This window comes from Providencia sp. PROV032 (genome assembly GCF_028484875.1).
Classification (GTDB): domain Bacteria; phylum Pseudomonadota; class Gammaproteobacteria; order Enterobacterales; family Enterobacteriaceae; genus Providencia; species Providencia rettgeri_E.
This window is the reverse complement of sequence record NZ_JAMPSX010000031.1, coordinates 37,627-60,207: the sequence shown is the minus strand read 5'-3', so window position 1 is coordinate 60,207 and position 22,581 is coordinate 37,627. Positions and strand designations below refer to the sequence as shown.

Annotated in this window: 17 protein-coding genes and 1 pseudogene; 7 read left to right on the top strand and 11 right to left on the bottom strand. The window is 37.5% G+C overall.

Annotation, left to right across the window (positions count from 1 at the left end; translation table 11 throughout):
- Positions 1-62: 62 nt before the first annotated feature.
- Positions 63-1,409: an MATE family efflux transporter gene (locus PSF42_RS17555; RefSeq protein ID WP_125891617.1), complete on the bottom strand. Its 1,347-nt coding sequence runs from the start codon at positions 1,407-1,409 to the stop codon at positions 63-65.
- A 197-nt stretch (positions 1,410-1,606) separates the two neighbouring features.
- On the opposite strand from PSF42_RS17555, the gene PSF42_RS17550 reads away from it, so the two are divergent.
- Together PSF42_RS17550 and PSF42_RS17545 are read left to right on the top strand one after the other, a co-directional pair.
- Complete coding sequence (locus PSF42_RS17550; RefSeq protein ID WP_125891616.1) at positions 1,607-2,503, top strand: diaminopimelate dehydrogenase; 897 nt, start codon at positions 1,607-1,609, stop codon at positions 2,501-2,503.
- A gap of 171 nt (positions 2,504-2,674) precedes the next feature.
- Positions 2,675-3,397: a hypothetical protein gene (locus PSF42_RS17545; protein WP_272680440.1), complete on the top strand. Its 723-nt coding sequence runs from the start codon at positions 2,675-2,677 to the stop codon at positions 3,395-3,397.
- 100 nt (positions 3,398-3,497) lie between these two features.
- Here PSF42_RS17545 and PSF42_RS17540 read toward each other — a convergent pair whose 3' ends face one another.
- Together PSF42_RS17540 and PSF42_RS17535 are read right to left on the bottom strand one after the other, a co-directional pair.
- Positions 3,498-4,325 (bottom strand): phosphoenolpyruvate hydrolase family protein, encoded by an 828-nt coding sequence (locus PSF42_RS17540; protein WP_213913862.1) that lies wholly within the window; start codon positions 4,323-4,325, stop codon positions 3,498-3,500.
- Between the two features lie 12 nt (positions 4,326-4,337).
- Complete coding sequence (locus PSF42_RS17535) at positions 4,338-5,555, bottom strand: Tm-1-like ATP-binding domain-containing protein (protein WP_125891613.1); 1,218 nt, start codon at positions 5,553-5,555, stop codon at positions 4,338-4,340.
- A 370-nt stretch (positions 5,556-5,925) separates the two neighbouring features.
- Here PSF42_RS17535 and PSF42_RS17530 point away from each other — a divergent pair, with 370 nt between their 5' ends.
- Positions 5,926-6,549: a TetR/AcrR family transcriptional regulator gene (locus tag PSF42_RS17530; RefSeq protein WP_125891612.1), complete on the top strand. Its 624-nt coding sequence runs from the start codon at positions 5,926-5,928 to the stop codon at positions 6,547-6,549.
- A 211-nt stretch (positions 6,550-6,760) separates the two neighbouring features.
- The gene (locus PSF42_RS17525) at positions 6,761-7,810 is read left to right on the top strand and encodes an AbrB family transcriptional regulator (protein WP_213913863.1); all 1,050 of its coding nucleotides are present in this window, start codon (positions 6,761-6,763) and stop codon (positions 7,808-7,810) included.
- Between the two features lie 59 nt (positions 7,811-7,869).
- On the opposite strand, the gene PSF42_RS17520 is transcribed toward PSF42_RS17525, so the two are convergent.
- Positions 7,870-8,217, bottom strand: coding sequence for a YacC family pilotin-like protein (locus PSF42_RS17520; RefSeq protein WP_125891610.1), 348 nt, complete (start codon positions 8,215-8,217; stop codon positions 7,870-7,872).
- A gap of 240 nt (positions 8,218-8,457) precedes the next feature.
- Between PSF42_RS17520 and cueO the strand changes: the two genes are divergently transcribed.
- Together cueO and hpt are read left to right on the top strand one after the other, a co-directional pair.
- Positions 8,458-10,074 (top strand): multicopper oxidase CueO, encoded by a 1,617-nt coding sequence (cueO, locus tag PSF42_RS17515; protein WP_272680439.1) that lies wholly within the window; start codon positions 8,458-8,460, stop codon positions 10,072-10,074.
- A gap of 126 nt (positions 10,075-10,200) precedes the next feature.
- Positions 10,201-10,737: a hypoxanthine phosphoribosyltransferase gene (gene hpt / locus PSF42_RS17510; protein WP_125891608.1), complete on the top strand. Its 537-nt coding sequence runs from the start codon at positions 10,201-10,203 to the stop codon at positions 10,735-10,737.
- A 97-nt stretch (positions 10,738-10,834) separates the two neighbouring features.
- On the opposite strand, the gene PSF42_RS17505 is transcribed toward hpt, so the two are convergent.
- The 6 genes from PSF42_RS17505 to PSF42_RS17480 all read right to left on the bottom strand — a co-directional run bounded on the left by PSF42_RS17505 (position 10,835) and on the right by PSF42_RS17480 (position 16,874).
- Positions 10,835-11,386: a fimbrial protein gene (locus PSF42_RS17505; protein WP_272680438.1), complete on the bottom strand. Its 552-nt coding sequence runs from the start codon at positions 11,384-11,386 to the stop codon at positions 10,835-10,837.
- Positions 11,387-11,395: 9 nt separating this feature from the next.
- Positions 11,396-11,944, bottom strand: a complete 549-nt coding sequence (locus PSF42_RS17500) for a fimbrial protein (RefSeq protein ID WP_185746884.1) — start codon at positions 11,942-11,944, stop codon at positions 11,396-11,398.
- A 16-nt stretch (positions 11,945-11,960) separates the two neighbouring features.
- Positions 11,961-12,983, bottom strand: a complete 1,023-nt coding sequence (locus PSF42_RS17495; RefSeq protein WP_272680437.1) for a fimbrial protein — start codon at positions 12,981-12,983, stop codon at positions 11,961-11,963.
- 14 nt (positions 12,984-12,997) lie between these two features.
- Positions 12,998-15,493 (bottom strand): fimbria/pilus outer membrane usher protein, encoded by a 2,496-nt coding sequence (locus PSF42_RS17490; RefSeq protein ID WP_272680436.1) that lies wholly within the window; start codon positions 15,491-15,493, stop codon positions 12,998-13,000.
- A 108-nt stretch (positions 15,494-15,601) separates the two neighbouring features.
- Positions 15,602-16,279, bottom strand: coding sequence for a fimbrial biogenesis chaperone (locus PSF42_RS17485; RefSeq protein ID WP_248466868.1), 678 nt, complete (start codon positions 16,277-16,279; stop codon positions 15,602-15,604).
- Positions 16,280-16,328: 49 nt separating this feature from the next.
- On the bottom strand, positions 16,329-16,874 hold the full coding sequence (locus PSF42_RS17480; RefSeq protein ID WP_213913869.1) for a fimbrial protein: 546 nt from the start codon (positions 16,872-16,874) through the stop codon (positions 16,329-16,331).
- Between the two features lie 829 nt (positions 16,875-17,703).
- Here PSF42_RS17480 and tnpA point away from each other — a divergent pair.
- Positions 17,704-18,140 (top strand): annotated as a pseudogene (gene tnpA / locus PSF42_RS17475) (IS200/IS605 family transposase).
- A gap of 92 nt (positions 18,141-18,232) precedes the next feature.
- On the opposite strand, the gene PSF42_RS17470 reads toward tnpA, so the two are convergent.
- On the bottom strand, positions 18,233-22,375 hold the full coding sequence (locus PSF42_RS17470) for a two-partner secretion domain-containing protein (RefSeq protein ID WP_272680435.1): 4,143 nt from the start codon (positions 22,373-22,375) through the stop codon (positions 18,233-18,235).
- Between the last annotated feature and the right edge of the window lie 206 nt (positions 22,376-22,581).

Sequence of the window (22,581 nt, the reverse complement as noted above, 5' to 3'; positions counted from 1 at the left end):
GAGCTTGGTCACAAAAGTCCTGCCTATGAAATTGGGCAGGACCCAGTGATCAGTGAAAAAGGTTAGTTTTCTAAATCAAGGCGTTTACTTTGCCACTTACGTGAACGCCAGCGCCATGCATTGGTTAAGCCGCGCAGCCATTCATCAGCAAAGAAACCTAGCCAAATACCTAAGAGACCCATCTCCATTTTTATACCTAAGAAGTAGCCTAACGGTATAGCGACGCCCCACATAAAAATAATGGCAGTACATAGCGGAAAGCGAGCGTCGCCTGAGGCACGTAATGCGTTTACCATCACGATATTAATTGTTCTGCCGGGCTCTAAGAAAACAGAGAGTAAAAACAATGGCAGCAGTACCTGAATAATACCTTGGTCATCCGTAATATTATTTAAGATAGGATCACGAAATAACCAAAAGGCGATAACAACACCAATTGTTACGTAAAAACCCATTTTAAGGCTCTTTACGCCGCGCCTAAAAGCATCTTCAAATCGTTTTGCACCAACAAGGTGGCCAACCATAATTTCATTACCAATACTGATAGATATCCCAAACAGCATGATAAACAATGACAATTGGAAATAGAGTGTTTGTGCTGCAAGAGATGTTTCTCCCATGAGACCGATAAACGCAGATGCGGTCATAAAATGGAGGATCCACACGAGGTTTTCCCCTGCAGAGGGTAATCCAATATGTAGAATTTTACCCAACATTTTCCGTGACCAGTGTATTAACATCAGTGGGACAAATTTGATCCTTAACCCATAAAACAGTAGGCAGAAGAGTAAAATAACGGCAACAATACGCCCAACAACAGTTGACCAAGCAACACCTTCAAGTCCATATTGTGGTAAGCCGAAGAACCCATAAAGAACAATGATGTTACCAAATACGGTAATCACATTAGCAATTAATGTGACCCACATTGCGGGTTGTGCTTTACCATATACTCGTAAGCAAGCCGCTAAAATAATTGAAATTGCCTCAGGAATTAAACAAATCCCTAAAATACGTAAATAGGTATAACCATCAGCCATTAAATGTGATGGCATATTCATAATAGTTAAAATGCTATAGCCAAAAAATAACGCAACTAATGCGCTGGAAAAACCAAGAATAAAGTTAAAAGCGATTGAAATATGAATCGCTTGGCTGGCTTTTTCTCGGCGGCCTGCTCCAAGGTACTGGGCAATAACAACGCTACACCCCACACTGATAAAGTTAAAAATAGTGATAAATAAATCAAATACTTGGTTTCCTACCCCCATAGCGGCAAGATAGGCGGTAGAAACGTGACTCACCATATAGGTATTAATTAATAATGTGGCCAAATGAAGAAAAATATCGATAAAAATTGGCCAGCTGAGCGAAAAGAGTGACCGCTCAGTCACATCGGATTGATGCATTGAGAACCTTTATATTCATGAATGTTAGGGAAAGCTTTCTGGGGGATTAATTCTACATGGATTTCAACAATGAAAATAGGGTTAAAATGCATCTGATTTAATGAGGCTAATGTTTTGTTTACTTTTAATTATTCTGTTAAATTCAATTTCGCTATAAATAATTTAATAAGCAACATCAGAACTGTATAGGAGCAAAAATGACAAAAATTAAAGCAGCAATAGTGGGCTATGGCAATATTGGTCGCTATGCACTAGAAGCTGTTCTGGCCGCTGAAGATTTTGAGTTAGTCGGGATAGTTCGTCGTAATACACAAGATATTCCTGCTGAGCTTTCATCCTACAAAGTGGTCGATGATATTGAAAAACTAGGAAAAATTGATGTTGCGCTACTCTGTTCACCTACGCGTGCAATCGGGCCATTAGCCGCAAAAATTTTAAGTTTGGGAATCAATACGGTTGATAGCTTTGACGTGCATTCAGATATCGTGGCTTTAAAACATCGCTTAGATGATGTCGCGAAGCAGCATAATAGCGTGGCAGTTGTGTCTGCGGGATGGGATCCGGGGTCGGATTCAATTATGCGTACATTGATGTTAGCCATGGCTCCTAAAGGTGTGACTTATACAAACTTTGGACCGGGGATGAGTATGGGGCATAGTGTAGCGGCTAAGGCTATTGATGGCGTGAAAGATGCGCTGTCCGTGACTATTCCACTAGGAACTGGGGTTCATCGTCGTATGGTGTACATTGAATTAGACGCTGGTGCGAAGTTTGATGAAGTGGCTCAAGCGATTAAAGCAGATAGCTATTTTTCTTCTGATGAAACACATATTCGCCAAGTTGATAGTATCGATGCATTGAAAGATGTTGGACACGGTGTGCACATGACCCATAAAGGGGTTTCTGGAGCAACACACAATCAATTATTCGAATATTCAATGCGTATTAATAACCCCGCGCTGACATCTCAATTTATGGTTTCTGCTGCACGTGCAACGATGAAACAAGCTGCAGGCGCATATACTGTAATTGAAATACCACCCGTGAATTTCTTACAGGGTGACTTAGATACGTTGATCGCGAAACTGGTTTAATTTCAATTTAGTTTATCTGTGGCATGGCGTTTTTACGTTCATGCCATCTTGTCGATATTTATTACACTTTATCCTCTCTTTAATTTGTCATTCAGATTTTAGCCACTGTTTATTTTTTATATTATCAAGTAGCTTATTAATAAAGTGATATTGATGGCATGGAGTGAGGTAATGGTAAAACCGCCAAGGAACGAGAGAGATAAGCACCAAGGTTTTTTCCCAAAACAATCATCAGTAAAAAGTGTGAAGGAAAATTCGCATTCTTTCAGCATTATTCGTGTTTTTTCTAAAATAATAAATTACGGCTTTTCATTATTTTATGTCGGCTTTATTTTATCGGTATGGTTTTTCCCTGAATACTATACGGTAGAAATTATTTATAACCTGACATTGATCCTGATTTTTGAATTTATTTTAGTTCACTCAGGCGTCTTTATGGCGGTATTTCGTGATTGGCGAGTATTAACGCTATTTGCTCTTTTTTATGGTCTTTTTGCGCTGGCCATAAATATGTCAGTATTAGGTGATTCCCCATTAATTTTATATTTATACAGTGCCACTGTTGCCAATCGAATGCTTTTTGGTTTAACCAGCCGAACAGAGCAAGAACGTTCAGAAAATATGGGCTATTCAGCATTAATGGCACTCAATTTTATGTTCTGTATTTTCTTGGTGTTAATTTTATCTTTCCTCGTGCCTTATGGTGGGTTAACGCCTGAATATTTAAGGTCGATTGGCTATTATTCGAGTATTTCTAGTGGTGGAGAATTCCCGGATAAACCCCATGTAGCTTTTGCCTTTGGTGTGCTCTACTTTGGTATGCCTATATTTATGGCTTGTTTAATGCATTTTTTATGCAAAGGACGTTCTATTTACCAGGAAAAAGGGAAATAACTATTATGTCACGCTCAAGATGACAGGGGCGAAAAAATAAAAAACGCCTACCGAAGTAGGCGCCTGGTGTTGGCAATACAAAAAGTAAAAATAAAAAGGCCTAGCGAGTTATTGATTTAAATTTTTGTGTTGTTGCGGTTAGTGCGACTTCTGTTGGTAAACGTTCCATTGAGCTGGCACCATAAAAACCATGGCAATCAGGGCAGTTAGCTAAAATATATTCAGCGTCTTCTGGTGTCGCAATTGGGCCACCGTGACACAGAACAATCACATCTTCGCGTACTGCTTTTGCCGCTTTTGCCCATTCATTGATTAATGGCACACAATCTTTGAGCGTCAATGCCGTTTCTGCGCCAATATTCCCGCCAGTCGTTAGCCCCATGTGTGGCACAATAATGTCAGCGCCGGCTTTAGTCATCGCAATGGCATCTTCAGCACTAAAAACGTAAGGCGTGGTAAGTAAATCTTTATCATGGGCTAGACGGATCATTTCAACTTCTAACCCATAACCCATTCCTGTTTCTTCTAAATTGGCACGAAAATTACCATCAATTAGCCCGACGGTAGGGAAGTTTTGCACCCCTGCAAAGCCTGTCGCTTTGATATCATCAAGGAATTTATCAAATTGGCAGAATGGGTCTGTTCCATTTACACCTGCAAGGACAGGAGTCTGTTTTACGACGGGCAAAACTTCTTTTGCCATATCCATAACGATTTCATTCGCATTGCCATAGGCTAATAAGCCGGCAAGTGAACCTCTACCTGCCATACGGTAACGACCAGAGTTATAGATAACGATTAAATCAATACCGCCCGCTTCTTCACATTTTGCGGATAGCCCAGTGCCCGCACCACCGCCGATGATTGGTTCTCCCCGAGCAATCATGTCTCTAAATTTTTTTAATAAATCTGCGCGGTTATGTTTCATAATTAACCTCTATTATTTGTTCGAAATTTCCTGGTGTAGCTGAATAACCTGGTCACAAAACTCGGAGGAGTTAATATGATAAGGACTCAAAATAAGCTGTCTTTTCTCTGTTATGATTAGATTTTCGGTTAAAGCATCAATGAAGGCTTGGTCTGCGATAGGATCCCAAAACGGAGCACCATCAACATCTAATGCTGAAAATCCTGCTGTTGGGATGATAAAGCGCACTTCACCGTGACAACGATTTAATTTTTCTGCAATCCAACGACCCATTTGTTGATTTTCTTCTTTGGTCGTTCTCATTAAAGTGACTTGAGCGTTGTGATGATAAAATAAGCGATTTTGGTAGTGTTCTGGCACGCTGGAAGGACGGCCAAAATTCACCATATCCAAGGCTCCACAAGACATCACACACGGAGTCTGAGTACGCTCAATGGCTCCAAAACGGTCTTCATCACACGCTAATACGCCACCAAATAAATAATCACACACTTCGGTGGTTGTAATGTCTAAAACTGAATGCAGTAACTGGCTATCAATCAGTTTTTCCATGGCTTTACCACCGCTACCTGTTGCATGGAAAACTAGACAGTCATATTGCGCTTCTAACTGTGTTGTAAGTGTCTGTACGCACGGGGTCGTTACTCCGAACATGGTTAGGGCAACGGCAGGTTTTAAGTCGTGAGGTTGTTCTTCGCTATCAAACCAAACGGCTCCTGCGATTTGATTGGCCGCATTTTTTAATACTTTGCGGGAAATGATATTCAAACCTGATACATCAGTAACGGAGTACATCATCGAAATATCACTCGCACCGATATAACCAGAAATATCCCCTGATGCCATCGTGGAAACCATTAACTTTGGAATACCTACAGGCAATACTTGCATGGCGGGTGTTATGAGAGCGGTTCCACCTGACCCCCCTAAACCAAGGATAGCAGCGACATCGGTTTGTGCGGCAAGATAAAGGCTGAAAGCGTGTGCCATGGCTTCAATGGCTTTACCACGATCACCACAGAAAACGGCTTCAGCACCTAGCGGATGAAAACTTGCAACGGTGTGTGCGCTGATATCTGCGTTTTTTTCTAATTGCGTGAGTTGTGTTGTCAGGTCAACGGTGCGTACCGCTAATCCGGCTTTTTTAATTAATTCACTGACATAAAATAGTTCAGCACTTTTTGTGTCAAGCGTCGTTACAACATAAATAAAACCCGGATGTTTTTTCATAGAACAACCCTTTCAGAGTAAAACGAGCGTTGAATTTTTCATCATAATGAGACTATAGTACCATTTGATTTAATTGTAAAATGAGACTGTCGTCTCATTTTTTGTTTTATTGTAAGAGATATTGGATTTTGTTTTTTATCTGATTGAAAATTATGATTTTTTTATTTGTGGTTTTGAGTGTTTTGAAAATGTGTGGAAAATTAAAAGATTTAAATGTGATTATTATGATTTTTGCTATTATCTTTAAAATCATCTCCTGAGATAAGTCTTATCAAATTATCAATCAAGTACATTTACCTATTCACACTTATATGTTTTCATTAATGCTAACTGAATTTATAGTAATTAGCAGTATTTTAAGGATAAATTAATGTCTAAAATTCACACACTCACAGAGTACAAAGGAACACGAAAACGGACCTATGTATTATTGGTTACGACAGCTTTAGACCTATTTGAAAAAGGGGCGATGCCTTCTGTCTCGGAATTAGCGCTTGAGGCGGGAGTGTCTCGTGCGACAGCTTATCGTTATTTTCCGACACAAACCGATTTAATTACCGCAACGGTTAATGAAAGTTTAGGTCCAATTTTAACTTGGCGTCCGCAAAGTGAGCAAACTGAAGAGCGTATTGATGAGTTATTGACCTATGCTTTTCCTCGTATGTTTGAACATGAAGGGGTTTTACGGGCTGCGTTACAAGCATCATTACAGCAGTGGGCGCAGGGTAGAGCTACGCCGCAAAGTCTTCAAGATAAGCGCCTAGAACGTGGTAATCGTAAAGAAATCCTTGCGATGGTGACATCGCCAATGAAATCAGACTATCCGCAAGAAATTATCGATAGAGTGATTCGAGCCTTTTCTGTTATTTATGGTTCTGAAATATTTTTAGTCTTAAAAGATATTTGGAAAATGGATGACGCTCAAGTAACAGAATTAGCCCAATGGATGTCCAAAGCGATTATGAATCAAGCTCGTGCTGATAATATAAAATGATGAAAATAAAAATAGTTTTGTTACTACGCCATGTTAATTTATGTTAGAGCGTTTTTTTAGACACTAAGTTAAAATAACTAGATCAAAACCTAATAAATGGATAAATACTGATAGATATCACTAAGGGGATAAATAATTAAAAACTAAAGCCATATGGCTTAAATAATGTGATATAAATTAGGGTGATAAAAGACGTAATGGTTAATACCATATGATGAAATTACTAAAAATGATAGGCGGGATTTCCATCTGTGCTTTAATCGGTGGTGGGCTTACCTATCTTGGAATTCCCCTTGCATTGATGTTTGGCCCGATCATTGCGATTATCATTTTTCATCGTTTTGGTATCTCGTTCGCTATTCCTAAACATACCATTACCTTTGTTCAAGTCACACTGGGAACCTCTGTCGGCTTGATGTTTAATCAAGTATCTCTTAACGAAGCAGACAATTTATTTCTTTTATTATTGATGTTAGTTGTCTGTTTGGCAGTGCAATTTTCGTTCAGTTTTTTTTGGTTTTACCGAAAAGTCGGTTGGACAAAACAAGAGGCGATGCTTGGCTCTGTCCCCGGTGCGATGGCTGCAATTCTCGCATTAACTGACCATACCCATACACCACCTCAAAAAATTGTTATTTCCCATACTATTCGCTTAATTATTCTTATTTTATTAGCCGGTATTGTTGTTGGTAGTGATGGTGATCCGCAACCAATAATCGAATTTCCTGAACTCACATTAGTTTCAACGGGGTGGTTACTGTTGATTGTTGCTGTCGGTGTTATTTCAGGGATAATTTTACAGCGTTTAAGAGTCCCTGCGCCTTTTATGTTAACGTCATTAGCGGCGGCAACACTCATTCAAAGTTGGGTTGATATCCCGTTGAATTTCCCACTGATGCTGACTGAACTCAGTATGGTCTTGATTGGGATGAATATTGGTAATCATTTCATTGTTTTTCCACTTTCATCGTTGATTAAAAATATATACTCCTCAGCCCAAGTGGTGGTGGTAAATATCGTGCTGACTTTTCTTATCACGGTATTTGCATCTTGGATCACCGGCTATGACATTTCCGTATTATTGTTAGCTTGGGCGCCGGGAAGTATGGAAGCAATGACATTCGCAGCAATTACGATGAATTTAGATGCCGGCTTTGTGATGTCAAACCATATTATCAGAATGGTAATTATTCAAAGTATTCCATCGCTAGTGCTTTTTTGGCAAGAACGAAGGCAAAAAAGGAATAATAATTTAGAGTAAAGAAAGAAAACATGCAGACTATGTTTAGGCATGTTTTCTTGATGGGTTTTCTCATTTGCCTATTTAACGTAAGCAAAAAGGCCTAGCGAATCGCGAGCAAGGGACTGACATTTAAACTCAGCGGTGAGTGGTATTCCTTTTAGGTCACTATAACTTTCTTTGTTAAGAGCGGTCATTTTTTCCGCATTATAGTTACTAAGATCCCATTTATTACTTTTAGCAAAGTAAACGATAGCACGTTCAATTTCCCTATCAGGGATTTGTGAATACCCACAATCATATTTTAGATAAATAAAAATAGCCGTAAGATCAGCAAGATCTTCAGCTTCATTGGGAGAAAGAGCTCTGGCAGAATTGGTTATCCCTAACAGAGTCATTAAGCATGACATCAATATAAATTTGCGCATTCGATATTCTATCTGTTTTCTATGTCAAGTTACGTTAGCATAAGAATAGAATTGTTAGTCAACTATATTTTTCTTAAATCCATGTAATAAACCCACATTTAAAGAGTGGTTTTATTGACCTTCCTGTAAGGGGAGGCTTTATCATCCCTTCATTAAACCATGTTTTGCTTCGAAAGTGTAATTTGCCATAAATTACACCACTGATGATTATTGATTTGATAAATAAAAGGAAGGTTATCAATGCTACGTCGCGATTTTTTGAAATTAAGTGCTATCACATATGCTGCAAGTGCGCTGCCTATTTGGAGCCGCATCGCGGTCGCAGCGGGAAACTACCCTGAATTAGCGATCCCCCCGCTAGTTGAACCAGATGCACAAGGCAACATTCAGTTAGTTATCCAACAAGGTGTTTCGCAATTTGTTCCGGGAAAGAAAACAACAACATGGGGCTATAACGGTAATTTATTGGGCCCCGCGATTAGCTTAAGAAATGGGCAAAGCGTTAATATCAATATTGTGAATCAATTGGCTGAGGATACAACCGTTCACTGGCATGGCTTAGAGATTTCAGGTGAACAAGATGGTGGGCCTCAAGCGATAATTCAGCCGGGAGCAAGCCGTAAAGTGAATTTTACGGTAAACCAAAGTGAAGCGACATGTTGGTTTCATCCACATACTCATGGAAAAACCGGATACCAAGTGGCGATGGGGTTAGCTGGTCTTGTATTAATTAAAGATGATGACAGCACAAAACACGGCTTACCAAGTGATTGGGGGGTCAATGATGTTCCTGTCATTTTGCAAGACAAACGCTTAAAAGATGATGGGCAAATTGATTACCAGCTTGATGTAATGAGCGCTGCAGTGGGGTGGTTCGGAGACATCATGTTGACGAACGGAGCTGTTTACCCTAAACATGTTGCCCCAAAAGGTTGGCTACGCTTAAGGTTATTAAATGGCTGCAATGCGAGAAGTTTAAACATTTCCACTAGTGATGGACGTAAAATGTATGTCATTGCAAGTGATGGTGGTTTGTTGGCTGAACCGATTGCAGTCACAGAATTGCCTATCTTGATGGGAGAGCGTTTTGAAGTATTAATTGACGCCTCCGATGGTCGCGCATTCGATTTGGTTACGCTACCTGTCGGGCAAATGGGTATGACAATCGCACCATTTGACCAGCCTTTGCCAGTACTGCGTATTGAAACAACTTTGACTAAGGGAGACGGAGTCCTGCCATCAACGCTTGCAGCAATATCTGCGATCCCTTCTCTTGCTGGATTAAATCGCCGCCGTTTCCATTTAATGATGGATATGCGTTTAGACATGCAAGGTATGATGATGTTACGCGAAAAATATGGCGATCAGGCCATGGGTAATATGGGCGGTCATGGTGCAATGATGGGTAATATGAGCCATGGAAATATGAATCATGGAAATATGAATCATGGAAATATGAATGGCAAAATGGGAAGTGGTGGCCATTGTGGTTCAGGTTCTGATGGTTTAGATATTCATAACGCGAATACCATTAATGGACAGGTTTTTTCAATGACTCATCCTGCATTCAATGCCCCTATGAATCAACAAGAAATATGGGTCGTTTCTGGGCGTGGCGATATGATGTTGCACCCATTCCACGTTCATGGAACACGTTTTCGTATCCTAAAAGAAAATGGCCAAGCCGTAGAGCCTCATCGCCAAGGTTGGAAAGATATTGTTAAAGTGGAAGGGCAGGTGAGTGAAATTTTAGTCGAATTTAAACACCCTGCAACTCAACAACATCCTTATATGGCTCACTGCCATCTTTTAGAGCATGAAGATACCGGAATGATGTTGGGCTTCACGGTAAGTTAACAGCCACATTTATTTTCAGATAAAATGCAGTGTGAAATTTTAGCACTGCATTTTCCTTTATTAGTATATGCGTGCTGCCTATGTTAAAATTACGTGCTTTCCATTCCCATAGATGCGTAATAGAAGATGAAACATACCCTTGAAGTAATGATCTCTGAAGAAGAGATTGCTCAACGAATCAGTGAATTAGCCGATAAAATTAGCGCTCATTATCAAAAACTTGATGGTGAATTAGTCCTTGTTGGTTTACTGAAAGGTTCATTTATTTTTATGGCTGATTTATGTCGTAAGATTGATGTTCCTCATGAAGTCGATTTTATGACCGTTTCAAGTTACGGCAATGCGATGACATCAAGTCGTGATGTTAAAATTGTCAAAGACTTGGACGAAGATATCCGTGATAAACACGTATTAATCGTTGAAGATATTATCGACTCTGGTAATACCTTAAATAAAGTTCGTGAAATTTTCGAATTACGCGGCCCTAAATCTGTTGCGATTTGTACATTATTGGATAAACCTTCACGCCGAGAAGTACAGGTTCCTGTTGAATGGATTGGTTATTCGATTGAAGACAAATTTGTGGTGGGTTACGGTATTGACTACGCTCAGCAATATCGTCATCTGCCTTATATTGGGCATGTAACGTTACTTGAAGATTAATATTCGGTAATCCGATAAAGAAGAGCCGTGCTTAGGCGGCTCTTCTTATTGTCGCTAGGCAGTATACTGTGGGGCGCTTTTCTTACCTTGTAATTTATTATCCGTAAGTCACTTCGATGTCCATAGTCGCATTGGCTTTACCTGGAGTAATCGTTTTTTCCATTTGTATATAGTAAGAGTTAAAGTATATCGATAGTTTTCCGTCAACATATGACGGGGAAGCCAAAGTATCACGGCCACCTATTATCATCCTATACCACGACGTTCGGTCATTACTGTATTCGACTCTGATACCAATACCTCTGGCTTTATCAGTAGAGTTATCTATATCTAGAACTGTGTTAGCGCCCGGATATTGACGTCCTTGAAGAGCAATATTAATTTTAGTGCCTTTATCGCAATCAAAATCAATCTGCCATCTCACATCTTTACTTTGCGAGTTGACGCCACTACCCAAGCCAAAGCCGGATTGACTAATAGTATAATCACCAAGATGAATATTTTGTATTCTTGATGATTGGATAGAGCAAGTATTAGAAGACACTCGTCCTGTAACATTAAAAATGGCATCGTAACCAAATGATTTAACAGGAAAAAGTAATATCGTTGTTACAAGGCAATGAATTGCATATTGAATTTTTTTATTCATTGTTTTCCCTTAATTATTTCGTACAACGAATGTAATAGAGGCATTTGCCGTACCTGGTGTTGCGCTATTTGCTAATTGCTTATAGCGCGCACGCAATTGAACTGTATTAGTTCCTGAAGTTGTCCCTGCCGCACTAATTAAGGTACTGACTTCATTTGCATTTTTTGCTTCCCAACGTTTGCGCTCAGGCGAATAAGCTTCAATTTGAATAGCCATTCCGCTCGCTGAACCTTCGCTCTGATCCAACTCAAATAGCTTTCTATCTAGTGCTGCAGGAGTTCCTTCTAAAGCGCCACTCACTTGTCGATTTGCTGTTGAACAATTAAAAATCAAATCAAATTCCACCCAATCTGTCACTGAGTTACGAGGGAAGTTACTTCCACCCCCTTCTAAAAACCACATTCCTAAATCAACGCCTTGCGCATCAGAAGATATGCTACACGTTGCACCTTTAATCGAACCTGTAAAATTCACCTTGATTTTGGCATCCACAGCTATCGCATTCATTGGCACTAGAAATATAAAGAACAGTACAAATATGTTTAAATTATGTTTCATAAATAATGACCCTTGATCATTTATACACAAGGGTAACCGTGACCTGTGCATTACCATGAGTTGCCTTCACTTCATTCGATGTTTTGACATATCTGAATTCAAATGTTTTTGTGACGATGGGGTTCAGACTTGCTTTATCCAGCAAGGAATAGACATAATTGTTGGATAAGGTACGGTCTCCTCCTAATTTCAATGGGGAAGATTGACCTGCTTCGTATACTCGCACTGCAAATCCAGGGCTTTCGCTTTCATTTTCTAAATAAATAATATCTGTATTTATATTACTTGGGTGTAAGTTATCCGCTATGGTGTAGGCTACAGACATGATGGCAGGGCAGTTAATCGTAATAGACTGTTGAGCATGGCCAAAGGTATCTCCTATATTTAACGAGCGAACTTTAGCGATGTCATGGACGCCGAGGTCGACCGATTGTCGAACCGATGAAACTGCACAAGTGCGTTGTGCCCATGAAATCAATGTTGATGCAGGTAATATTTCTCCTACTGATGAGATCCAATTCATATCACCACTGCATTGCACTTTGACTGGATTAAAATGTGTAACAGCTTTATCCGTTCCTTCAATATCTCCTTGAACGGTTTTGACATACATCATTCGTGTTTCAAGTTGTAGCGATGATGAGCCATCAATGGCACTAATTTCGCTATTGTTTCCTGTTAACGGATACCATTGGCTCGTTCCTTTTTGCCTTAATGCCATGACATAACCCACGCCATTAATACCAGTGCTAAAAACGGGGTAGCTCCCTGAACTATCATTAATTACCGTTCCTACGGGGTGGCTATTTACTTGTGGAATAAAATTAAAGTTTCCCGGCCCTTCAGCAACACATAATTCCTGATTCCCTGTAGACTCAAATTGCTTCCAACCATTACCCAATATCGCTTCACGGGGAAGTTTATGAGCTGCCGCATCAATTTCTAAATCCCCTAAATTGATGCGAAACTGCCCGATACTGAGCGCGTTAAATGAAAATAAGGTAATACCAACCAAAGCAATAATTTGTTTTATATTCATATTCAAAACCTATTTTATTGGCAGTTGACGGGCAATATGGGTAAATGATGCTTCAATTGTTCAGCGGTTAATTTATATTCGGCAACACACTGATCTTCTTGGTTTTTACCCCATTTAATTTGTAGTCGCCCTTGCTCTGGCATCCCACTGAGATAGACATCACCATTATCACCGACAATACCTGAGCTCATATTTTGGTCATCATTTTGAGCGAATTGGGCCATTGCACCAAAAGGCACTGGTTTTCCATTATGAGTAACATTAAATAATAATCGGTAACCGACATGAGTTTGGTAGTTTGCCAAAATTGCGGCGCCTTTTGTTGGTACCGCATTAACTGTATTGGTTTTTAATTCAACATTTTCAGGTAAAGAGTCAATGTTGAGGGATATTTCATTTTTAGTATAAGGGTTGAGATAAGGCACAATTGCGTAACCTCGAGAATCGGTTGAAATATTTGATCTATTTAATACTTGCACATTTTCTGCGCCCGGGGCTCGAATAATCGCGAAAGAATCATAGATAGGCTGAGCTAAAGTGATGCCATATGGGTGAGCAACAATCGCTCCTGTTAAACCGTAATTTGCTCGCTGTGAATATCTATCATAGCCATAGGCCGCATTAGCGACACCATAACTTCCTCTATAAGATGCCGAAGCATTTCCACTACCACGAGTTTCTTTATTTCCATATGATTGCTGAACAGCGTAATTAATATTATTTTTTTCGCCAAGAGTACCACTTACTCCCATCATTGCGTCTGCATTGCCGCTGTTATCCGCTGTAATACTACTATTTATCGATGTGTAATTACCGGATGTATTATTAAGTGGAATAGAAACTGAGAAAGAGAAATAATTATCAGCTTTACGCTGATAAGCACTATCAGAATAACTGTAATTAAAGTTATAAGTGATCCCATCAAAGCTTTTGTTATAACCCGCATTTAATGAGCGTTCTTTACCCGAACGGTTCCAATAATCTTGCTGATAACTAGAAAAATAAATATTACCAAATTTATTTAGTGACTGATTTAGTGAGACTTGAAAGCGGTTTTTTTTATTATCGCGATATATTTTAGGTTGATTACTGTTAGCTTCACTGAATGAATAAAAACCTTCCGTTGAGTAACGATAGTTAGCTAAAGTTACAGATGTACCAGTCGAGGTCACGTTTTTGGAGTATTGGAAACGATATGACTGCCCACTGTCGGTATCTTCTTTCCCTAATAAATTTTGGCTGTTTGCTTGTGTAACATCGGCCGATAGTGCGCCCAAACTACCTAAATTAATCCCCATTCCTATCGCATAAGATTGGTAATTTTTTGATAGTAAAGTTCCAACATACCCAGTAATACCTTTTGGTAACCCATAAATAAAAGTACTTTGCAGGAAATCAGGTTCTACTTCGCCGGAGGCATTAGATTTATATTTTCCCCCCGTTAATGAATACTTGAGTTGCCCTTCTCGCTGCATAATAGCAATTGATGAGAAAGGAACAGTAAATGAGCGTTCAGTACCATCTGCTTCCTTAATTATAACGGTTAAGTCACCGCTAGTCCCCGTTGGGTATAAATCATCAATTTCAAATGCACCTGGAGAGACATAGGATTGATAAATAACATAGTTATTCTGTTTAATCGTAACTTCTGCGTTACTTTGAGCTATTCCTCTAATAATGGGAGCAAACCCTCTCATTGAACTAGGTAGCATGGATTCATCACTTTGTAATTGAATACCACGGAATTGAAAACCATCAAAAATCTCACTTGGTGTCGCTGTGTCACCAATTACTAATTGAGATTTTAAAAAGTTAATCCCTCTTTCTAAGCTAGTCTCAATGTTTTTCCATTCGCGTTCTCCGCTATTATCCGTATAAGTCGAATAATTTTTTAAACGCCATGGGCCTAGATTTCCAGTGCTACGAAGGTTGAAATAATGAGAGTTTGTGTCTTTGGTGTTATTACGACTCCAATTGTTTGAACCACTATAATAATAATTTAAGATTAAAGCAGGAACACCATTTTCCCACTGACTAACGGGAACAGTACCTAATGCTTGTTTATTCATAGCGACTTGAGGTATTGAGATATTCAGCTTCTGTTGATTCAATTCGAGCGTAGATTTTGCCTCGGGTATATACTCGCCTATTGGGCCTATATATTGCTCAGCAGAAAGTGCAGACAATGCTGGAATAGAGTTAACTTTAACTCCCCAAAGTGCTAATTCTTCTTTTGTTATGCGTGGAATTAACTGGCTTGATTTATCATCTTTAACAAATTCGGTAACCTTAGAATCCATTAAAATACCATTTACGATAATATCGACATGGTATTCACCCGCTAACTGCCCTCCAGGATTAGCGAACTGGTCTAAATTAGGTAGATCTGCAATATTTTGGCCATTAATGACGCTGAGTGAGCTAGGACTAAAATAATCTTCCGCAGATACATGACTGATGTTTATTCCAGCCAAAATTATTGCGGTTACTACCTGACATATTTTTTTCAATCGAAAATAAGTTACCCCATTATGCAAATCGGTTATCGCGTCATAATGACAATTTAATAAATGTTGCTTTCTTGAAATGCAGCGCATAATGAATGTTCTTCCAACTGATTATTTTAATGTCTGATTTTTCGCTTTCGTTATCGTTCCATGGTCATTAATTGCACTCCAAGTAACTTGGTTTGCTTGAGTTCCCGAAATATCCCATGACGCTTCGCCCAGAGGAGGGACCATGCCTGGTTCTGCAATTTCTTTATTACCAATCTTCAACTCCCCAAATGAAACATAATAAGGAGTTGGATTATTTGCTTTTAAATAGTTTCCTTGTTTTTCAAAGGTTAATTTTTCATACGCAATTAACGCTTCCGCTGTTGGTAAACCAGCAGGGCGATAAAATAATTTAATCTTGTTATTAATTGAAATTGTTAAATTATTTGTTGAATTTGGGTCAGATGGTGGAATTGATTTAACATTTAACCAATAAACTGATTCTTTATCAGAGGGCAGCTGAGAATCTGTTAAAACAATTCGAATGGCATTGGCTGATTCAGGTTCAATGCGAAAAAGTGGAGGCGTTACAGTAAATGGTACTTTCTGTTTATCATTATTATTAAAATTATTTACCCAAGATTGTACTAGATAAGGTGTTTTATCATCATTTCTCACTGAAATTGAAGCTTCTTTCTTATTGCCTTCATAAATAACACGAGTACCACCTAAAATAACACTGGCGTTTGCATTAAGAGTCGTCATAAATAAAAGCGCTAATGAAATGAGATGCTTTTTCAAAATTTTCCCCTATAAAAAGAGGGAACGAATGTTCCCTTAATTCAGTGAACTATTGGTTATATTGAATAGTGACAGTAACGTCAGCGTTTGCTTTACCTGCAGTAACTTCATTTGCGGTTGTAACGTAACGCGCATAATATGTTTTCTCTCCACTATTACCATTCAAATCAATACCATCAGCTTCAGTGTCTGGAGTATAGAAATTTGTTCCGTTAACATCACCAGAAATACCAATACCAACACCATCAGCTTCATTGACTGCATATAATTGGTTGTTATCTGGATGTGCGGTTCCTCCGAAGGTGACGCGAGCACGTGCTAATGTTGCAGGGCAACCACTCAAGCCTATTGTTAAAGGAACTGCATCAGTTAGTTCACCGACTTTATCGAAGGTGTTAGTCATCCAAGTGCCAAGTTGTACTACACCTTCATTTTTATTAGCATTATTAACTTCAATAGTACATGTCGTATCAATAAATTGACCTTTGAAATTAATGGTACCTTTAGCATTACCGCTATCAATTGCAGCATGTGCCACACTTGATAATGAAACCATAATAATTGATGCCATTAATACTGACTTTTTAAAAATCATAGGAACCTCTTATCTATCTAGTAAAGATTTATTAATTATATTTAAGTTATTTTTTAATAACTATTATTCCATATATTTCACACGTAAAGATTGTATTAGTATTTTTAAAGTAAGTCCACTGGACGAGTAATTTTAGGTATTTAACTTAGGTTGTGATATTTAACCTGTAATTAATGCATTTAAGTTAATGGAGTAGATGGATAATCCAATAAATTACCATTATCTTAACTGTTAACGATATCAATCAAATCAAAATTAAATTTAAATATTATTCAAGTAACTGTAACATTATATTTCGCTTGAAATACAATTTAATAGGTTTGTGCAGACTAATATTCTTATTTTGTGGGGTGCGCGGTATTAAAAATGTCTAAAGTTGGTTTTTAAGGTGCTTAAAGCTTATTTGCTGTGGGGGGATGTGAAAACGCTTAAGATATGATCTTATGGTGCTATAAAATCATCTTTTTATTTTTACCTTTTTAGGTAAATAAAATGAATGATAAGACTATGGATTTTAATGTTTTCAATAAGAAACTATTTATAGTTTAAATTAAAGAGAGAGTAAACTCTCTTTAATATATGAATTTTTATTAAATTTACTTTAGTTTTGGTTTTATATCGAGAATATTCTTTACTCAATTAAGTGGTTTTACTTAAAAATAAAAGACCGTATCTAATTAGTTGAGTGACAACGATAGATATGACCTTTTCATTGTCAGCCTTAAACGACCTCCTAAGGAGGTAGTGATTGACCCTGTGAGGCTATAGCCGGAAGGAAACCCATATTAAAAAACTACCTCTTACTCACCACAAGTAAAGAGGAAATAACATGGATTTATACAGAAGTTCATCACATGTGTATTGGTGTTGCAAATATCATCTAGTTTGGATACCTAAATATCGTTATAAGATATTGAAAGATAAAGTAGGAAAAGAACTTTATAGAACAATTTATATTCTCTGCAATATGAAAGACTGTGAGTATTGAAGCTAAATGTTCAGCCAGACTATGTTCATTTAGTTGTAATGATCCCACCTAAACTATCAATATCAACACTGATGGGAGTCCTGAAAAGACGTAGTGCGATGAGGTTATATAATCGATTTCCACATATACGTAAGAAACTTTGGAGTAATCACTTTTGGGCTAGGGGATATTTTGCTGATACGGTGGGGGGTAATGAAGTCATCATTAGGCGTTATGTAAGGCATCAGGATAAAGTTGATCAAGAGCTCGACCAACAAATGGAATTATTGGAGGATTAATAAAGAATATAGCCCACTTATAGAGGGCTATATTTAAAGCCACCTCTTTTAGAGGTGGCATATATTAGATAAATCAATAAATTATATTATAACTATTTATTGATGATAACAGTACCGCCCGTGATTTTTCCATAAGAATTGGAAAGCAGAGGCGTGTTAACTTGAGTAGTTCCATTTGAATTGATTCTACCATAGGCATTGTTGATAGAACTGTTGCCCTTAACTGTTAAATTAATACCTGCATTTATTGCACCATTATAGTTGGAAATTGAATTCGCTTGGATATTCATATTTCCTGCACTATTAATTTGAGCGTAGTTGTTAATAAGCTCATTGCTCAATGTTACATCAATATCAGCTTCACCAGGTGCAGGGAAAAGAGCATTCGTTTGAACGATACCTGAAGTATTATTCATCTGAATACCTTTAATTTTAATGTTGCCATTGTTGGTGACAATCCCCCCTTTTTGGCTTGGTAAACCAAGGTTATATGTGTATCGGCTAAAGTCAGACGAATTAGTATTACTGATATAATCAGCATTCATTACTAAGTTATTATCCGCTTTAATCAAACCATTAGAGTTGTTTAAATATTGAGAGATAAAGTTAAGGTTAAAGCCTTTAATGTAACCAGCATTATTAACTAAATTATTAACTTTAAACGTCGATTTACCATTGTTAGAAGAGATAACACCATTATTTGTCAGTTTTGGTGAAGTAATATTCAATAATTTCTCACTGCTAATTACCGATTTACTATCATTAACGACTGAATTGTATGCAGTAATATCCATTCTGCCATTTTCAGTTTTCATGGTAGATGACAGGTTGTTTAAAATATTAGTATCGATAGTCATGCGGCGTTTTGCATAGAGCGCACTTGATGCTTTATTATCTAAACTTTTACCTGTGAAAGTAAAGTCTCTACCTGCTGAAATGATAGCTTGTTCATTGATGAGTCTATTAACGTTAAAAACAATATCTTGGCCAGCAGTAAATCTGTATTTACCATATTTACTATTGTTACCTGCCCAGTTGTAGATTGTATCTGCGTTAACATTAATGTTGCCTTTCTCAGCATGAATCAAGCCATTACTATTCTGGATGTCTTGTGCGGTATTGATGTTAACGTTTTGATTAGCTTTGATTAACCCATTATAGCGATTGAGTAAAGTACCATTTGAGGAAATATTAACATCACCATTAGAGGAGATAATTGTCCCATAATCATTACTAAAGGAATTAGTTGAATTAGCAGCTAAGTCAATGTTTCCTCTGCTTTGAATGGTTCCAGTATTATTTATAGCACCAGCTTTAACGTTTAAGCCTTGATTACCCGCATTAATAACACCTTTATTAAAGAGACCTGTATTGGAATCATTAATATTAATGTTCATTTTTTCTGCGTTTAAGCTACCGTTTGCAGCGACAGTTACACCGTAATTTTTCTGATTATAAGGCCCGGTAATACTAGAGATTATATTACCATTTGCATCATAAAAATTAGAACCGGTTGTAATGTTTAGTTCATTTGCTTTAACGTTGCCGTTAACAAGTACAGCGCGAGAGATAAAATCAACAACGCTGTTAGATGTCAGGTTATTATTAACTGTAATTTCGCCTTTAGAGACATTGTAGCCAACTAAGTTTTGACCAACAACAATAGGTGTTCCTGTAACAAATGCACCACGTGTAGCGTTGATGAAGCCACAGCTGTTACATGTAATACCCGATGCATTAGCAACAATAACTTGAGCTGCATTTCCAGCAACTTCCATCATACCATTAATAGTTGTCATGCTGTTGCCGATAACTTCATTTAAGATAACTGAAGCCTCTTTACCAGCAGTAATATTATCATTTCCAAAAATATTACCCCCTAAAAGGGTATCAGTTGCAGTGCTACTGTTATTAAAAATAACGCCTTTTTCGTTCACATTAAAACTTTGATAGGTGTTATGGGAAATACCACTGTCTGTTGGTTTTTTGATGTGAATGATATTTAAACCGTTTGGTTTATAAATGATACCTGTACCGTCTAAACTATAGGTTCCATTCGTATCATAGCTACTAATACCTGGAGCATAAAGGGTTGTTATATAATCAGATCTGAGTTTACCATAATAGTTATTAATATTACTTGCTGATTTAATATCCAAACGGCCTCCCGCATAGATATCACCTTTATAGTTATTTAGCCCTTTAGCATCAATATTGATTCCGCCATAACTAATTAACTGTCCATTATTGTTATCTAGTTCATCAGTTAATTTAAACTCCATTCCACCACTTGTTGCTGCTTTTTCTGATGAGGAACTTTTAAATAATCCAAAATAGTTAGAAACCTTATTACCAGTAACTGTAATGCCGGAATTTAATGCTTCAATACCACCAACTTTGTTTGTTAAAGCAAATCGAGATGCAACAGAAGAGAAATTATTAGAGTTTAAGTTGCTTAAATGACCAACATTTAATGTCATGTCGTTATATGAGCGAATATATCCACCATTGTTGCTTAGAGTATTAGCGGTAACTTTAAGTGTTTTTCCGTCAATGAAACCTTGTGTGTTACTTATATTATTAGAAGTAATAGTTAAGTTATCACCAGCAATAGACCCACCGTTATTTTCAAGGTTGTCAACCTTGATGTTAGAAGCATAAGTTGGGACTGGTACTGTATTTGGTACATTAGTAGGTGAAACAATTTTACCTGCATTGATTAATTTTGCAGAAGTGATATTTAATCCACGGCCGCTACTAATGGTAGATTTTGCATCATTATTAATATATTTAGTAATATTATAATCAGATTTTGCATTTTTTGCTGTAATAGATGATGATTTGTTGGTTAATATATCAGCATCAACTTTTATTCTACGTTGTGCGGTTACTGCAGAATTTGTATTTTCTAACCCTGAATTTAGCGTTAAATTAATATCTCTTCCAGATTCAATTCTTGCATTTTCATTAATGATTCGGCTGGCTTTGATATTAATATCTCTACCTGCAATAATTCTATCTTCAACGTGGCTATTAGCTGTATTTCGCCACTGATAGAGTGTATCAGTTAAATCAATATTAATATCACCAGTTTCGGCTTTGATTATACCATCACCATTTTGAAGCGTTTCACCTGAAATACTTACATTGTTTTTAGCTTGAATGGAACCTTTATAGCGGTTAAATACTGAGGAATTACCTGCGAGACTAATGCTGCCATCTGTTGAGATGATTTTTCCAGCATCGTTGTTGATGAAACCACCGGAATTAATATCAACGTTAATATTTTTTCTAGCAGTAATTATGGCATCATTGCTAATACCTGAGGCTTTTACATCAATATTACCGTTAGATTCAATTCTATTTCTTTTATTAGATAGCCCACCATTAGAAGAGATAGATAAACCATCATTACCAGCAGAAATAATGCCCTGATTGCTAACGCCGACCCCCATTTCGGTAGAAACAAGGGTAATTTTATCTGCGTACATACCACCTAAAGATGAAACATCAATTGCGACAGAAGGGCGGCTACCTGTACCGGGAACAGAAGATAATACTTCACCATTAGCATCGATAAAGTTATTTCCCGTAACAACTTTGATTTCTTTTGCTGCTAATTGACCATTAATAATTGCTGAACGAGCAATTAGTTCAGTTGGAGAATTAGACGTTAAGTTTTTATTAACGATAATTTGGCCTTTAGAAACGTTATAGCCAAGAATTTCTCCGTTAGTAACAATTGGCTTACCCGTTGTTAGAGTCGCACTTTCTGTATTAATGAAGCCGCATGAGTTACATGTAATACCTGATGGGTTAGCAACAATAACTTGTGCTTTTTTCCCTGCAACTTCAACCATACCATTTAGCGTTGTTGCATTATTAGAGTTAACCTCATTAAGGATAACTTTTGCTTCACCACCCGCTAAATTAAGGTTTCCGTTAATCATTCCACCTAACTGAGTATTAACGTTATCTTTACTGTTGTTTAAAATGACTCCCTTATTATCAACATCGAATTTGTTGTATATATTGTGAGAAACCCCTTTGTCACTAGCTTTATTTATATTAACAATTGTTGGGCCATTGTGCTGATTGATTACTCCAGCACCGTTAGTATTAATTATTTCGCCATGAGCCATTGAAGTCATCCCTAAAATTGCAGAGACGCATAAGACGATAGGCTTTAGCTTTAATGTATGATTAGAAGACCCACTTTTAATAGGCTGACTCATAGAAATATCCCTAAATATGATTTGAAGTTAATATATGTAAATTAACAATACCCCATTATAACACTTGAATTATGATTGAAATTTAAAATAAGTATATTTAAAAATACTTATTCAAAGTCCGGTTTTTTATTCCAAAATAAAATATCATCAATGAGTTTTTCGTGGTTGAATATATATTTCTTGAGGTTAATTTCTTTGTAATCAAC

Bases quoted from the DNA above. Each gene is read 5' to 3' on its own strand.
- PSF42_RS17555 (WP_125891617.1), bottom strand. From the start codon at position 1,409: ATGCATCAATCCGATGTGACTGAGCGGTCACTCTTTTCGCTCAGCTGG.
- PSF42_RS17550 (WP_125891616.1), top strand. From the start codon at position 1,607: ATGACAAAAATTAAAGCAGCAATAGTGGGCTATGGCAATATTGGTCGC.
- PSF42_RS17545 (WP_272680440.1), top strand. From the start codon at position 2,675: ATGGTAAAACCGCCAAGGAACGAGAGAGATAAGCACCAAGGTTTTTTC.
- PSF42_RS17540 (WP_213913862.1), bottom strand. From the start codon at position 4,325: ATGAAACATAACCGCGCAGATTTATTAAAAAAATTTAGAGACATGATT.
- PSF42_RS17535 (WP_125891613.1), bottom strand. From the start codon at position 5,555: ATGAAAAAACATCCGGGTTTTATTTATGTTGTAACGACGCTTGACACA.
- PSF42_RS17530 (WP_125891612.1), top strand. From the start codon at position 5,926: ATGTCTAAAATTCACACACTCACAGAGTACAAAGGAACACGAAAACGG.
- PSF42_RS17525 (WP_213913863.1), top strand. From the start codon at position 6,761: ATGATGAAATTACTAAAAATGATAGGCGGGATTTCCATCTGTGCTTTA.
- PSF42_RS17520 (WP_125891610.1), bottom strand. From the start codon at position 8,217: ATGCGCAAATTTATATTGATGTCATGCTTAATGACTCTGTTAGGGATA.
- cueO (WP_272680439.1), top strand. From the start codon at position 8,458: ATGCTACGTCGCGATTTTTTGAAATTAAGTGCTATCACATATGCTGCA.
- hpt (WP_125891608.1), top strand. From the start codon at position 10,201: ATGAAACATACCCTTGAAGTAATGATCTCTGAAGAAGAGATTGCTCAA.
- PSF42_RS17505 (WP_272680438.1), bottom strand. From the start codon at position 11,386: ATGAATAAAAAAATTCAATATGCAATTCATTGCCTTGTAACAACGATA.
- PSF42_RS17500 (WP_185746884.1), bottom strand. From the start codon at position 11,944: ATGAAACATAATTTAAACATATTTGTACTGTTCTTTATATTTCTAGTG.
- PSF42_RS17495 (WP_272680437.1), bottom strand. From the start codon at position 12,983: ATGAATATAAAACAAATTATTGCTTTGGTTGGTATTACCTTATTTTCA.
- PSF42_RS17480 (WP_213913869.1), bottom strand. From the start codon at position 16,874: ATGATTTTTAAAAAGTCAGTATTAATGGCATCAATTATTATGGTTTCA.
- PSF42_RS17470 (WP_272680435.1), bottom strand. From the start codon at position 22,375: ATGAGTCAGCCTATTAAAAGTGGGTCTTCTAATCATACATTAAAGCTA.